This window comes from Coraliomargarita parva, from assembly GCF_027257905.1.
GTDB lineage: Bacteria > Verrucomicrobiota > Verrucomicrobiia > Opitutales > Coraliomargaritaceae > Coraliomargarita_A > Coraliomargarita_A parva.
Genome location: NZ_JAPZEI010000008.1, coordinates 1 through 13,065 on the forward strand (window position 1 = coordinate 1; position 13,065 = coordinate 13,065).

The window sequence follows — 13,065 nt, forward strand, 5'->3', positions numbered from 1 at the left end:
TGCTGGTTGAGTAGGCCAGAGTCTCAACTGCTGTCCAGAGAGCTAAGACGATGTTGAGCCACGCAACTATCTGCAAAGGCTTTGGAAGTGATTTTAGTTTCTTTATCATATTCTTAGCTAACGTCGAAGATGGGCGCGGCGTTAGCCGTTGCCCACTCTGGCTGGTTCTCATTTAGTAGTCAAATGCTGCATACCACAGACGGCTCCTATCTGGTGTCACAATAATATATCTAATAACCGTCGGGATGTGCTTTTCGTAAAGCAACAATGCTCCATTTGGCAAGGGAGGTGCGGCAGGGAAATTCATACCTTCTCTTCGATGAGAATCTGCATTTTCATCGTAATTGACTTTTTCGAAATCGTTCCCTGATAGAATTCTCTCTATTACTTCTGGGTCTGCCTCGAGATAAAGATGCACGGTGTAGTCTAGGCCACCGATATACTCAGCTTCTAATCGATTTATTCTCTCTGAATATTCGATGCCGAGACTATTTTTTAGTAGAGTTTTGGGGCGTGTCGACCGCCAGCTGGAAAGAAAATATAAGATCAGAAGGCCAGCTACGATGGCTAAAAATATCGGCAAGCAACCCAATTTTCTTTTTTCCTTTTTGGTCATTCTTATTTTTTTGAGAACGTAAGTGATAGACGCGACATGGAGGCGCAGCCGTAATGTCGTTGTCTACTCACCCTGGTTGTAGTTTTTATTTCGTTTATCGTGGGTTCTTAAACTCGATCACTTCATCTGATATGTATAGATCGGAATTCGTGTGAATTTTCATGAAGTTGAGAAGGTCTATGGCTCGAATTTCTTTAAAATTACAGGAGACAGGCTGGAATTCACCTTCAGGGGGCGAAACGGATATATGCAGGCCTTCATTGGAATATACCATCCACTCGTTGAGAAGCTCTTCGACAACTTCGAATGCCTTCTCTGATTCTAACTGCTCGAAACGAATAGCTGGAAAAGTAACATTCTCAAGGCGATGCATGAAGTGGGATGGCTCTTTTGGGGAAACCAACAATTCGTATCTGGTTTCTACTGCTAAGAATCCTCTTTTCTGCTCTAATTCCTTTTTGAACTCAAGAGGTTGGTATCGCTGATATCCAGCATGGAATCCGCCCTCATGGTAGGTGAGTATCCAAATTCCTTCTAAGCCTTCCTTGTAGCGTATGTCGGTTGAAATTCGCATGGTGTTGCTTGTCGAAGGCATCTTTAGCGGAATCACTTCTCCTTTTTTGACTTCAAGTTCGTTAAGCGAGTTTTTGAAGACTTCACTGATGCGAATCTCGCCAATATCGAAAAGGTATTCATCCTTTTCAGCGTGACTCCTTGCTGGTGGTATTACTCTTTCAATTTTTCCGGAAACGATGATATCGCCTGTAGCTAAGACCTTTTCGATTGGCATCTCGATGAAGCATGCAAAGGCACAGTTCGAAATCAGGCTAGCAATGATTATGTGGGCTAGTATTTTCATTTCTACAACGTAAAGCGTAGTCGATACGAGCCTAACGAGTCAATCGTGCAAGTGGTTCTCGGACAATCCAGCGGGCTGACTCGCATTGACTGCCGCGTCTGGTTCACCTTTCCGTTTCGTTAAGAAGTTTCTCACCGGGTTCGCATTCTTAATTCGAGTATCCCCATAAATCAGTCCGACAGAAGGTCCACCATCCAAATTCAGCGCTCGCTCCAATTCTGGGATCTCGGATTTCAAGATCCGAGCTAAGTCATAAAGAAAGACCTCGGTCGTGGTCAGAACCAATATTCTCTCATCTTCTGTCTGTCCAATGACTGTTCGCTTTGCTTCTTTCCCCGAGCGCGCGTGGATCCCAATGGTTCCACCTGGATCAATAATAAAGGGTCCAGCCTGTAGAACGTCTCTGTATTCTCCTTCTGGGATGTCCTTCCAGTGCAGTGATAGCTTACCTTTATCCGTAATAGTGATGAATCCAGATAGCTTAGGATTGCGGGTAGTCGATATGGCTTTCCCGTCGATTCGAAAGTAACCGATGGGGTTCAGATTGCCGTCAAAATAGCCAGCATTGACTGTGAAGATATTACTCTCAGGGGAGTAGTGGTCAGAGACGTAACTTTTCTTTTTCGCTCCGTCGATTAATTCAAAATCGAGATTCTCATCTTTCCTGAACTCGATCGCATGGATGCTCACCCCTTCTTTTTCTACGATGAAAGATCGCTCAGCGCAGGCCACGCTTCCAAGGATGAGCAAGCTGGCGATGATGATTTTCATTCTTTAGGTGAACGATGAGGTCTGGCGCGGCGCGTTAGCGACGTTGTCCAGCACCGACTGGTTATAGTTTCATTTCTTCAATTCTCGCCTCCGACATCTCTTTGACCTTCCTCGAAGTGTCATGCCTAAGTTTTTCTCCAATTTCTTTCTGAATCTCTTCGGGAATGTCCTCGAGAAAGCACGCTACTCGAAATCTGGTATTTGCTTTCTTTGATTCCGCCAGTTGGCCCCATACTTCTAAAAAGCTCTCATTCTCATTACAGAGCTTACGCAACCAAGTCCCTGCTGATTCCCATACCCCAGTGCAACCATCTGCGAATGCTAGCTTTATCGACTCTTCGATTCTATTCTCTGTTCCTTCGAGATAGTTATGCAGGTCATCGACGAGAGTGATCAACAATGCAGCTTTCTCTTTTGATCCCACATGCTTTATCGCGTTTTCGATTTCTCGATCTCTTCCTAGAGTGAACATTTTCTTTCTATAACGTGGAGATGTATCGATGGAGTGAAGGCGAAGCCGTAACGGAATTGATACTATCGACTGGTTATACCGATTTCTCTTTTCATGTCAGTTGCCTGAGGAATTCATGAAACACCTGCCAGTAGCAGTAATTCGCGATTTCTGCGACTCCGCATGAAAAAAGAGCAACAACTATCCCTACCCCAAGGCAAGCTGGTTTCTGCTTTCTGACCAGAATCAACGAAATAGCTGCAATAGCAAGGGCCGTTAAGATGCCGTAAATTAAGTTGTGGTGAATCGTAAATATGCGCGCCAGGAACGGCAATTCCCGGCTTCCTTCCAGCATATCGTCGAATGTGAGAGCAAATTGTCCACCATTCCACATAACGTTCCAGAGCCTTAAGTTAGAAGTAATGAGGAATGCGACCACGAGCACTCCCAAAATTTGAGATGACGCTTCAAGCCGATGATTTAGACTGGGAGTCATTTCGTCTTTATCATTCATCTTCGTATAACGTAGAGATGTCTCAAGAAGTGGAGCGCGGAGCGCGTAACTGAATTGAGACGATCGACTGGTTAGAGTTTTAGTTCGTTGGTTCATGGTCGCTCCAGAATGATAGCCAGATTCCATAGGGTAAGAATAATGTGGCTGGGTCTATCAAAGTCGGAATCAGGTAAAAGATGCCATTCTTTGGTGCTAAGAAAAATGCTAACACGCATGCTCCGATTGAGACAAGAGGGATGACTGAGAAGTTCTGTTCATTCCCTTTCTTTCTTTGGATCGCTGCCCAAATCATTCCCCACCAATTGCCAATCGCTATCAGCAATCCGAATCCTGAGAGTATGATAGCAATTACATTCATTCTTTTCTCTAACGTCGAGGTGTATCGATGGAGTGAAGGCGGAGCCGTAACGGAATTGATACTACCGATTGGTTAGATCAGTTGTTTGTTTTGCGAAATCGATGACTCGGATTCCTATGGACTTACCTTCATATGGAGGTTGGTCAAATACGTCTTCAAGTGACATTGAAAAAGCATTTAATTCGTCTGCCCCTTTCTTGGTTTTAATCAGTAATAACCACGACTCCTGATTAGTGATTAGAGTATAGTGCTTTTTGTAATTCGAGTGGCTTTCTATTCGGCGCACAATCTCAGCCCACATATTCTTTGCGAACTCAGAGTTTCTCTTGTTCGGGTTTATATCTAACTCCATTCTGAGATCGTCTGTTGTTAAGATTTGCAAAGTTACAGTTGGTTCTGCTTGTTTTTCGCAACCGACAAGCCCGACCATAAATGATAGTGCGATTAGAAATTTTAAGCTGTTTGTTTTCATTTCTAACAGTATTATAATACCTCTTTGCTCATCTTGAGTTGGAGGTGGATTTAAGTGATTGAAGATATGCTAAGTGCTTGGAGCAAGCTATATTAGCTATCGTTTGAGTGTCGGCAGCACTCTTTGCTTGATTTGCCGTATATGGGCGAGGAAAAGGCTTGTTAGTGGAGGTTTCGGGGCGTTTCTTCGACCGCCGGTCTAACGCATTTTTAAAATAGGGCATAGCTGATCATTTAAGTAAGGTATAAACCTTATTTTACTCTCAAAAAGAGCCTCGATGCGATCCATGGCGCTCAAACCCGCAAGATCAATACCACCGGTGCCCTGAAACCCGCCCTATCAAGGGAGATGTGAAGGGAAGGCTGATGGCTGAGACCTGGGGGCTCAGAGCCTAACCGGTGAATAAATATACACATATCATTTGACAATCCGGACATGTAAATATTTGTTCACCAACTATGGCAGCGGTTCATTTTCCGGATTGGGGCTCGGCGTTGGAGTCCGACATGAAGCTGAGTGAGTCTGAGCGCACCGCGTTCAAGATCACGATCCGGTGGTTTTTGTCCCATTGTAAGCGAAACGGCGTGGGTGCGGACATCGAGCAAGCGCGAGCCTTCGTGGTGAATGCGCAAGCAGAGAAGCAACCAAAGGATTGGGTCCTCCAACGGTGGAAGGAAGCGATCAACTGGTTTTTCCGGAATGCGCCGAAAGAGAAGCGGAAGGATACAGGCTGTCGGGAAGCAGCTAATGGCTCTAATGGCTGCGAATCGCCGGAAACCGAATACAAAGCTGAGCTCAAAGCAGGCAGGCAGACATGTGCTGCGGCACGGTCGCGCGGGCCGGAAGCACAACCGGCCCGCATGGCGGATTCGGAGCCGGAGTGGCGTTTAAAGGCGGTGCGTATGGCGCGCATACGAAGCTACAGTTACCGAACGGAGAAGGCCTATTTGCAGTGGCTGTCCCGTTTTGCCAGCTACTGGAAAACGCAGGATCTGGAAGCACTTGGCGAGAACGAGATCAAACTGTATCTCGATCATCTGGCGGTGAAGGAAAAGGTCAGCGGCGGGACGCAACGGCTGGCATTGAACGCGTTGGTGTTTTTCTACCGCGATACCTTGAAGCGTGAGCTGGGTGATTTTTCCGACTACAAGAAGGCGAGCACGGGCAAGCGGATACCGGTGGTGTTGAGTGTCGAGGAGATCCGGCGCTTGTTTGCGGAATTGAACCCGCACGTCGCCCTGATGGCGCATTTACAGTATGGTGCTGGGTTGCGGGTTTCGGAACTGGTGCGGTTGCGGATCAAGGATGTGGATTTCGAGCAGAAGCAGGTCATCGTGCGTGGTGGCAAGGGCGACAAGGACCGGACTACCTTGCTGCCGGAATCGTTGGTCCCGCGCTTAAAGGCGCAGCAGACCGAGGCGCGGAAGCTCTACGAGAAAGACCGGAAAGATCGCGTGGCGGGAGTCTGGTTACCGGAGGCGTTGGCGCGGAAGTTCCGTCATGGCGGGGAGCGTTGGGAGTGGTTCTGGTTCTGGCCGGCGGCTGGACTGGCGGAAGATCCTCGCTCGCCGGGAACGGTGCGTCGGCATCATGTAGCGGCCAAGGTATATCAGGCGGCAATCTCGCGTGCGGCCCGGGAGGCGGGCATTCCGAAACGGGTCACTTCGCATGTGCTTAGGCACAGCTTTGCCACGCACTTGCTTAGCAGCGGTACGGATTTGTGCCGTATCCAGGAATTACTCGGACATACGGAACTCGAGACGACGCGCATTTATTTGCATGTCGACAACAACCGGAAGACAACGAGTCCGGCGGATAGCCTGTAGCTCCAATTGCAGGGGCGGTGCAGATTCCTGTCGACCGGACCAAGATGATACCGCCTCGCCATCAGGCAAGCTACCGCCATTGGTCGGGCGCTCCCCCACCTCGGGAAATAATGGACTGGCATGAACAAACTCAAACGGTTCGATGCCATGCTAGCGGCAGTGCGGATTCGCTGTCTAGGCTAATTGCGGCTTTTCCTGTGTTTAGGCAGCCCTCCTCATCCGGCTCACGCCGGATGCTACAATTTCAGGCCAACAACCGGAGATCTGCGACAGCCCCAACTCATAATCTTAATCTTACTCTTAATCCTAATCCCTCAGATTCAGAGTATGAGTCTGATAAAGACAGGAACTAGCCCCTCGAAACTCCCGACTCGCGAACCACCCTCATCCGGCTCACGCCGGATGCTACGATTTCAGGCCAACAACCGGAGATCTGCGACACCCCAACTCATAATCTTACTCTTAATCCTAATCCCTCAGATTAAGTGTATGAGTCTGATAAAGACAGGAACTAGCCCCTCGAAACACCCGACTCGCGAACCCTCCTCATCCGGCTCACGCCGTATGCTACGATTTCAGGCCAACAACCGGAGATCTGCCACACCCCCAACTCATAATCTTACTCTTAATCCTAATCCCTCAAACGTAGCTCAATGATTAGGATTAAGAGTACGAGAAAGCTTAAGAGTCAGACTTAGATGCGAATAAGCCTCCACAGAAGAACTGCATCCGGCCTGCCGGGGCCGGCGGCGGCCTAGTGCTTGAAGTGGCGCTTGCCGGTGAAGATCATGGCCATGCCACGCTCGTCGGCGGCGGCAATGACTTCCTCGTCGCGGACGGAACCACCCGGCTGGATGGCGGCCTTGGCTCCGGCTTCGGCGGCGGCGATGAGACCGTCGGCGAAGGGGAAGAAAGCATCCGAGCAGACCACGGAACCGTCGAGGGAAAGACCGGCCTCGCCCGCCTTCCAGACCGCGATCTTGGAGCTGTCCACACGTGACATTTGTCCGGCACCCACACCGAGGGTACGCTCGCAGCCGGCATAGACGATCGCGTTGGACTTGACGTGCTTGACCACATTCCAGCCGAAGATCATGGCGCGCATTTCCTCTTCGGTGGGCTGGCGCTTGGTCACGACCTTCCAGTCGCTCGGACGGTCCGGCATGGTATCGCGGTCCTGCATCAGGATACCGCCCACGACGGAGCGGACCTCGCGCATGGAATCGGCCGGCAGGCTGTCCTTCACGGTCATGAGGCGCAGGTTCTTTTTCTTACCGAAGAGCTCACGGGCGGCCGGCGTAAAGTCGGGAGCGATGATCACCTCGCAGAAGATCTTGCCGATAATGGCGGCCAGATCCACGTCGATCGTCTGGTTGGCCACGATGATGCCGCCGAAGGGTGCCTGCTGGTCGGTCACGAACGCCTGCTCCCAGGCGGTGACGAGATTGTCAGCGGAAGCCACACCACAGGGGTTGGTGTGTTTGAGGATGGCCACAGTCGGCTTCTGGAACTCGCCGATCAGGTAAGTGGCGGCCGTGATATCGATGATATTGTTAAAGCTGAGCTCCTTGCCCTGCAGCTGCTCGAAGCAATCGAAGAAGCTGCCGTAGAGGGCGGCCTGCTGGTGCGGATTTTCGCCGTAGCGCAGGATCTGCGCCTGGGGCAACTGGATGTCCAACTTGGAGGGAATGCCGGAGATTTCGGCGAGGTCCGGCTCGTCGGACTGCAGCTCCTTCTCCAGGTACTGGGAAATCGCACCGTCGTAGGCGGATGTGCGTTGGAAAACCTTGAGGGCCAGTTCGCGGCGCAGTTGGCTCAGAGCGGCTTCGTCATCCATGGCAGCAAGGACGCGGTCGTAATCGGCCGCATCGACCACGACCGAGACGGAGGCGTGGTTCTTGGCCGCACTGCGGAGCATGGAGGGACCGCCGATGTCGATGTTCTCGATAGCCAGCTCGAAGCTCACATCCGGCTTAGCCACGGTGGCTTCAAAGGGATAGAGGTTGACCACCACGAGGTCGATCATGTCGATGCCGTGCTCGGCCGCGGCAGCCATGTGGTCCTCCTTGTCGCGGCGGGCCAGCAAGCCGCCGTGAATCTTCGGGTGCAGGGTCTTGACGCGCCCTTCCATCATCTCGGGAAAACCGGTGTAGTCGCTGACCTCGGTCACCGGAATGCCTTCTTTTTCCAGGAGCTTGGCGGTGCCGCCGGTCGAGAGCAGACGGTAATTGTGCGTCTCGACGAGCGCCTTGGCAAAGGGCACGAGCCCGGTTTTATCACTGACAGAGAGGAGTGCGGTCTTTTGCATGTATCGGAGGTGTTGCGGTGAAAATAAGAAAAGCTAGCGATTAAAGTTCCTCCCCGGGAATCGCCAAGCCTCAATTTGTTTTCGACGCAGCATGCAGACACCCCTGCCGGTATTGAGAACCCAGGCGTCAACGTAGGTTTCAGGCTTCAAAAGAGAATGGCTTACAATGACGTGTTTTTGAAACCACGAATTTACACGAATCCGCACGAATGCTTACAACGACGTGTTTTTTGGACCGTTAATGGACGTTAATTTACGTGAATCGTGCACGAATGGCTTACAACGACGGTGTTTTTGAACCACGAATTTACACGAATCGGCACGAATGCTTACAACGACGTGTTTTTGGACCGTTAATGGACGTTAATTTACGTGAATCGTGCACGAATGCTTACAACGACGGTGTTTTTGAAACCACGAATTTACACGAATCCGCACGAATGCTTACAACGACGTGTTTTTGGACCGTTAATGGACGTTAATTTACGTGAATCGTGCACGAATGCTTACAACAACGGTGTTTTTGAAACCACGAATTTACACGAATCCGCACGAATGCTTACAACGACGTGTTTTATTTTTTTGGGGTGTAGCGAGTGCTGGGCAAATAATCCTCCTTCAGGTTTCAGACTTCAGCCCTCAAAAGCCCGCGTCCTCTCGGACGGATAAGGATATCCGTCCCTACCCGCCTAAAAGCATGCAGCGTTGTAAGAAAATCATTTTGCTGAACCTCCGGTCTTGCCGGCATTGAGTTCAGACCCAGCGTACCTGGTTCACGAAAGCCCCTTCCCTGCGCCAGAGCTCCCGGCGCTCCAGGTCGAGGATACAAAGGGCGTGGTGGTGCACATAGACATGTTCGCGCTCGGCCATGCCGCCGGCCTGACGGGTCACGCCTTTGAGTCGCTTGGCGGTCAGTGACATCGCGAGGTAGCGGCCACAGGGGCTTTGCCGGACCGGGCGCGCGTGCCAGGTCTCGGTCTGGCGGTTTTGCCGGATACCGAGGATCTTCTCGATTTGCCCGCTGCCGGTATCGTAACGAAACAGGTCCGAGCTGCACTCGCCGTACCAGATCCCGCGGCCATCCTGCGACCAGACGGGATGTCGCCCGACCACACTGAGCCGGTCCAGCGAGCCGGCCTCGTAATCCCAGATCCAGATACCGGCCCCGCCCAGCGCCACACGGCCGCCCCCCTGCGGGTCGAAAGAGGCGCCATAGCCTTCCGGCCGGGATTCACGGGTCAGGCTGACCCGGCGCTCCCCTTTCAAGCCCACCACGTGGATGCCTTCGGCACCGGCAAATACCATCTCGCGCCGCTGCCGACTAAAGGCCAGCGGCTTGTAGGCATCCCGGCAGAGCGGACGCACGCGCGGTGCGGCCTCGGCCGGGTTGAAGGCAAACAGGCGGTGCTGGATCACAATGCGGTCGTCGTCCTCGGTATGATCCGAAGCCAGCAGGCCGAAGAGTTGCCCCGGCTCACCGTCCTTGCCGGGGAGCCAGTCCAGCTGCCAGAGCACCCACTGGTTGAGCGGCAGCTCCAGCAACGGAAAAACGCCTCCGCTGTTGAGATCGTAAGCCCGCAGCTGGCTGAAATCCTTCCGCAGCAGCCGGGTCTCGCAGACATAGCGGTAGGCGCGGCGTGAACGGGCATCGTAGGCCAGGGGGCAATCCACCGGCCCGACGGAGCCGAACTGATGCAACTCGTCAAAATCACCGCGCAGATGACGGAGCACGCCCCCCTGCTCGACCAGTAGCTCCGGCGCATCGGCACGCGGATCGACTTCGCGCCAGCCGGGCGCAAGTTCTAGGTCGAGATGGGGCATGCTTCGAGCAAAGTGCCGCTCCGGTAAAAGGTCCAGCGTTTCCCGGAGCGTCTCGCGAATCGCTTAGTAGGCGCGCCCGTCCTTCTTCTCGTAGTAGTTGATGAAGGCGCGGTTGAGCACCGAGTAGCCACCCGGTGTCGGATAGTTGCCGGTAAAGTACCAATCCCCGTTGTTCACCGGTATCGCCTCGCGCATCTTTTCGACGGTCAAGAAGACGATATCGAGGTCCCCCTTCCAGGGGATGTTCTTCGGATAGACCAGCTCGGCGATCTTGGCGGAGATCTGGTCGTCCGTGTAGCGGTCGTAGATGCGCCGCACATGGTTGACCATCTCGGAGGCCGGCAAGTCCTTCTGCGCCAAACAGTCGCGGTAAATCTCCTGCAGGATGTCGCTCGCTCCGTCCTCCTTGAGCAGCGCAACCGTCGCCTTGAACGCGATGAATTTGCCCAGTTCGGACATATCGATCCCGTAACAGTCCGGGTAGCGGATCTGAGGGGCGGTGGAGGCGATGACGATCTTGCGCGGATTGGTCCGGCTCAGGATCTTGAGAATGGATTCCTTCAGCGTGGTGCCGCGCACGATCGAGTCGTCGATCACCACTAGGCAGTCCTTCGATTTGACCACCCCATAGGTGATGTCGTACACGTGGGACACCAGCTGGGCCCGCCCTTTTTCCTGCGAAATGAAGGTGCGTAACTTGATGTCCTTGTGCGCGATCTTTTCGCCACGGGGCCAGTTGTCCATGATCAGTTGGTCGAGCAGGTCCTCATTCAGCGTGCCCTCCGCCTGTGCTTTAATGATCGCAGCCTTCACCTCCTTGCGGCGATGAATGCGGACGGACTCCAGCAAGCCGTAGTAGGCGGTCTCCGCCGTGTTCGGAATAAAGCTGAACACACTGTTGGTGAAATCATTGTCGATCGACTCGACTACCTGATCAAGCAGCGCACCGCCCAGCGCCTTGCGCTCCTGATAGATATCCGGGTCGTTGCCGCGCGAGAAATAGATGCGCTCGAAGGCACAGGGCTTGACCGGCTCGTCCTCGATGAAGCGATCGGAGTAAATCTTGCCGTCGTTCTTGATCACGATCGCGGTGCCCGGGTCCAACTCGCAAACGCTCTCCTGCGGCTGGTTGAAAATCGTCATCAGCGCAACCCGCTCCGAAGCAAAAGCGATGATTTCATCATTCTGGAAATAGAAACAGGGCCGGATGCCCCGCGGGTCCCGCATGACGAAGGCATCGCCGTTGCCAATCAGTCCGGCGATGGTGTAACCGCCATCCCAGCCTTCGGCGGATTTCTGCAGGATACGAATGGGATCCAGCTCCTTGCTGATGATCTTTGGGATCCGCCTGCCGTCCATGTTCTGGTCGCGCATGCGGTGGTAGATGGCGTCGTGCGCCTCGTCGAGATGGAAGCCCACCTCCTCCAGCACAGCCTGCGTATCGGTCCCGAAGATCGGGTGCTGCCCGCGGTTGATGAGCGAGTTGTTGAGGTCCTTCTCGTTGGTAATGGTGAAATTGCCGGCCAGCATGAGGTTCTTCGTCGGCCAATTGGACTGGCGTACGAAGGGATGGCAGTTCTTTGACGTGTACACGCCGGAGGTGCCGTAGCGCAGGTGGCCCAGCAGGATTTCCCCGCCAAAATCGAAATTCTCCTTCACGGTGGCCGCGAACTCGGGGTGGATGATGCCCTTGTCCACCATCTTATGGTAGTCTTTGAGCTGATCCTTGAAAATGCGGGCCAGCGGGTTCGCCTTAATACTGCGCTCCCGGGCCATGTAAGACCGCCCGGGAGAGACGTTGAGCTTCACGCAGCCGATACCCGCACCGTCCTGCCCCCGGTTGTGCTGCTTTTCCATAAGAAGGAAAAGCTGGTTAAACCCGTACAGCGCAGTCCCGTACTTCTCCTGGTAGTAACCGAGAGGCTTGAGGAGTCGGATCATCGCGATACCGCATTCATGCTTCAAAAAGTCGCTCATAAGGTAATAAGGCAGCGGAGGCTAAAAGGCTTGCAGGCAGATAGGCGATGCAAAGTTTCAATTTTGTGAAGGGCGTCAATCCACGATCGCGCCCGGAGGTGAATTTTCCACGTCAAAAATCCCGCTTTGCTTGATGTGTTCGTCATTCGCAGGCTCCACATGGATCAAGACCTTGCTGACTTCAGGGTGCATCTCCAGCATCTGCTGCTTGACCTCCCGGGCAATCGCATGTCCGCGCTCCACCGTCAACTCGGGCTCGACCTGAAGGTGCAGGTCCACCTCGTAAACGTCCCCGACCCGGCGTACCCGGAAATCGTGGTAGGCGAGCGCCCCCGGCACCTGCAGGATGTGCTCCCGAAAATCCTCGATGATCTCCTGCTCGGGCGCTGCATCCAGGAGGTCGTCGCAGGCCCGGCGAAAGATCTTGAAGGCCTCCAGCAGGAGGTAGAAGCCGAGTACCAGCGTGACCGCCCCGTCGAGAAAGGCCCAATCCGCCCCGCCGATCCAGACCGCTACCAGTGCCACGGCCACCCCCAGCGAGGAAATACTGTCCATCCGGTGGTGCCAGGCATTCGCCATGAGCAGGTCCGACTTGAGCCGTCGAGCGACCGCGCGCGTCCACCAGAAGAGTCCCTCCTTGGCCAAGAGGCTCAAACAGGCGACCAGGAATGCGCCCTCCGCCTTGGGCGCCCCGCGGCCGGTACGCAGGTCGATCAGCACCGTGACCAGCAAGCCGCCGGCAAAGACAACCAAGGCCCCACCGATGAACAGCTTGGATAAACTGACAAACTTATGATGCCCGTAATGGTGGTTCGCATCTTCCGGACGCCGCGCCATGATCAGCCCAAAAATGACCGCCACATCGGTCAACAGGTCGATCAGGCTGTGTAAGCCGTCGGCCATCAAGGCCTTGGAAGACAGGTACCAACCGGCAACCACCTTGCCCAAGCCCAGCAAGAGGTTAATCGCCATCCCGATCCACGTGATCCGCAGTCCGTCTTCCATTTGCACCATCTTTTCTTCGCTAACAACTATGCAAGGCGCTGTCGCGCCAATTTTTCCATTGTCGTCCCCTTTTCCGCACCGTTGACT

11 protein-coding genes are annotated in these 13,065 nt (G+C 53.5%); 1 reads left to right on the plus strand and 10 read right to left on the minus strand.

The features are described from left to right. Nucleotides 1–172: 172 nt before the first annotated feature. The 6 genes from O2597_RS12485 to O2597_RS12510 all read right to left on the minus strand — a co-directional run bounded on the left by O2597_RS12485 (nt 173) and on the right by O2597_RS12510 (nt 4,041). Nucleotides 173–616 carry a hypothetical protein gene (locus O2597_RS12485; RefSeq protein WP_269525323.1) on the minus strand — a complete coding sequence of 148 codons (444 nt, stop codon included), beginning with the start codon at nt 614–616 and terminating at the stop codon, nt 173–175. A 94-nt stretch (nt 617–710) separates the two neighbouring features. Continuing rightward, nucleotides 711–1,475, minus strand: a complete 765-nt coding sequence (locus O2597_RS12490; protein WP_269525325.1) for a hypothetical protein — start codon at nt 1,473–1,475, stop codon at nt 711–713. A 39-nt stretch (nt 1,476–1,514) separates the two neighbouring features. Beyond that, nucleotides 1,515–2,246, minus strand: coding sequence for a phosphodiester glycosidase family protein (locus O2597_RS12495; RefSeq protein WP_269525327.1), 732 nt, complete (start codon nt 2,244–2,246; stop codon nt 1,515–1,517). Between the two features lie 61 nt (nt 2,247–2,307). Next, a complete protein-coding gene (locus O2597_RS12500) occupies nt 2,308–2,718 on the minus strand; it encodes a hypothetical protein (protein WP_269525329.1) in 411 nt (136 codons plus the stop codon). 91 nt (nt 2,719–2,809) lie between these two features. Next, nucleotides 2,810–3,211, minus strand: a complete 402-nt coding sequence (locus O2597_RS12505; protein WP_269525331.1) for a hypothetical protein — start codon at nt 3,209–3,211, stop codon at nt 2,810–2,812. Between the two features lie 419 nt (nt 3,212–3,630). Continuing rightward, the gene (locus O2597_RS12510; RefSeq protein ID WP_269525333.1) at nt 3,631–4,041 is read right to left on the minus strand and encodes a hypothetical protein; all 411 of its coding nucleotides are present in this window, start codon (nt 4,039–4,041) and stop codon (nt 3,631–3,633) included. Between the two features lie 458 nt (nt 4,042–4,499). Here O2597_RS12510 and O2597_RS12515 point away from each other — a divergent pair, with 458 nt between their 5' ends. Further along, on the plus strand, nt 4,500–5,867 hold the full coding sequence (locus tag O2597_RS12515; protein WP_332108366.1) for an integron integrase: 1,368 nt from the start codon (nt 4,500–4,502) through the stop codon (nt 5,865–5,867). Nucleotides 5,868–6,621: 754 nt separating this feature from the next. Here the strand turns inward: O2597_RS12515 and purH are convergent. From purH to O2597_RS12535, 4 genes are all read right to left on the minus strand, one after another. Next, nucleotides 6,622–8,175, minus strand: coding sequence for a bifunctional phosphoribosylaminoimidazolecarboxamide formyltransferase/IMP cyclohydrolase (purH, locus tag O2597_RS12520; protein WP_269525335.1), 1,554 nt, complete (start codon nt 8,173–8,175; stop codon nt 6,622–6,624). A gap of 753 nt (nt 8,176–8,928) precedes the next feature. Next, nucleotides 8,929–9,996 (minus strand): TolB family protein, encoded by a 1,068-nt coding sequence (locus tag O2597_RS12525; RefSeq protein ID WP_269525337.1) that lies wholly within the window; start codon nt 9,994–9,996, stop codon nt 8,929–8,931. Nucleotides 9,997–10,059: 63 nt separating this feature from the next. After that, nucleotides 10,060–11,973: an amidophosphoribosyltransferase gene (locus O2597_RS12530; protein WP_269525339.1), complete on the minus strand. Its 1,914-nt coding sequence runs from the start codon at nt 11,971–11,973 to the stop codon at nt 10,060–10,062. A 75-nt stretch (nt 11,974–12,048) separates the two neighbouring features. Further along, complete coding sequence (locus O2597_RS12535) at nt 12,049–12,978, minus strand: cation diffusion facilitator family transporter (protein WP_269525341.1); 930 nt, start codon at nt 12,976–12,978, stop codon at nt 12,049–12,051. Between the last annotated feature and the right edge of the window lie 87 nt (nt 12,979–13,065).

Bases quoted from the DNA above. Each gene is read 5' to 3' on its own strand.
- O2597_RS12485 (WP_269525323.1), bottom strand. From the start codon at position 616: ATGACCAAAAAGGAAAAAAGAAAATTGGGTTGCTTGCCGATATTTTTA.
- O2597_RS12505 (WP_269525331.1), bottom strand. From the start codon at position 3,211: ATGAATGATAAAGACGAAATGACTCCCAGTCTAAATCATCGGCTTGAA.
- purH (WP_269525335.1), bottom strand. From the start codon at position 8,175: ATGCAAAAGACCGCACTCCTCTCTGTCAGTGATAAAACCGGGCTCGTG.
- O2597_RS12495 (WP_269525327.1), bottom strand. From the start codon at position 2,246: ATGAAAATCATCATCGCCAGCTTGCTCATCCTTGGAAGCGTGGCCTGC.
- O2597_RS12510 (WP_269525333.1), bottom strand. From the start codon at position 4,041: ATGAAAACAAACAGCTTAAAATTTCTAATCGCACTATCATTTATGGTC.
- O2597_RS12535 (WP_269525341.1), bottom strand. From the start codon at position 12,978: ATGGAAGACGGACTGCGGATCACGTGGATCGGGATGGCGATTAACCTC.
- O2597_RS12500 (WP_269525329.1), bottom strand. From the start codon at position 2,718: ATGTTCACTCTAGGAAGAGATCGAGAAATCGAAAACGCGATAAAGCAT.
- O2597_RS12515 (WP_332108366.1), top strand. From the start codon at position 4,500: ATGGCAGCGGTTCATTTTCCGGATTGGGGCTCGGCGTTGGAGTCCGAC.
- O2597_RS12530 (WP_269525339.1), bottom strand. From the start codon at position 11,973: ATGAGCGACTTTTTGAAGCATGAATGCGGTATCGCGATGATCCGACTC.
- O2597_RS12525 (WP_269525337.1), bottom strand. From the start codon at position 9,996: ATGCCCCATCTCGACCTAGAACTTGCGCCCGGCTGGCGCGAAGTCGAT.
- O2597_RS12490 (WP_269525325.1), bottom strand. From the start codon at position 1,475: ATGAAAATACTAGCCCACATAATCATTGCTAGCCTGATTTCGAACTGT.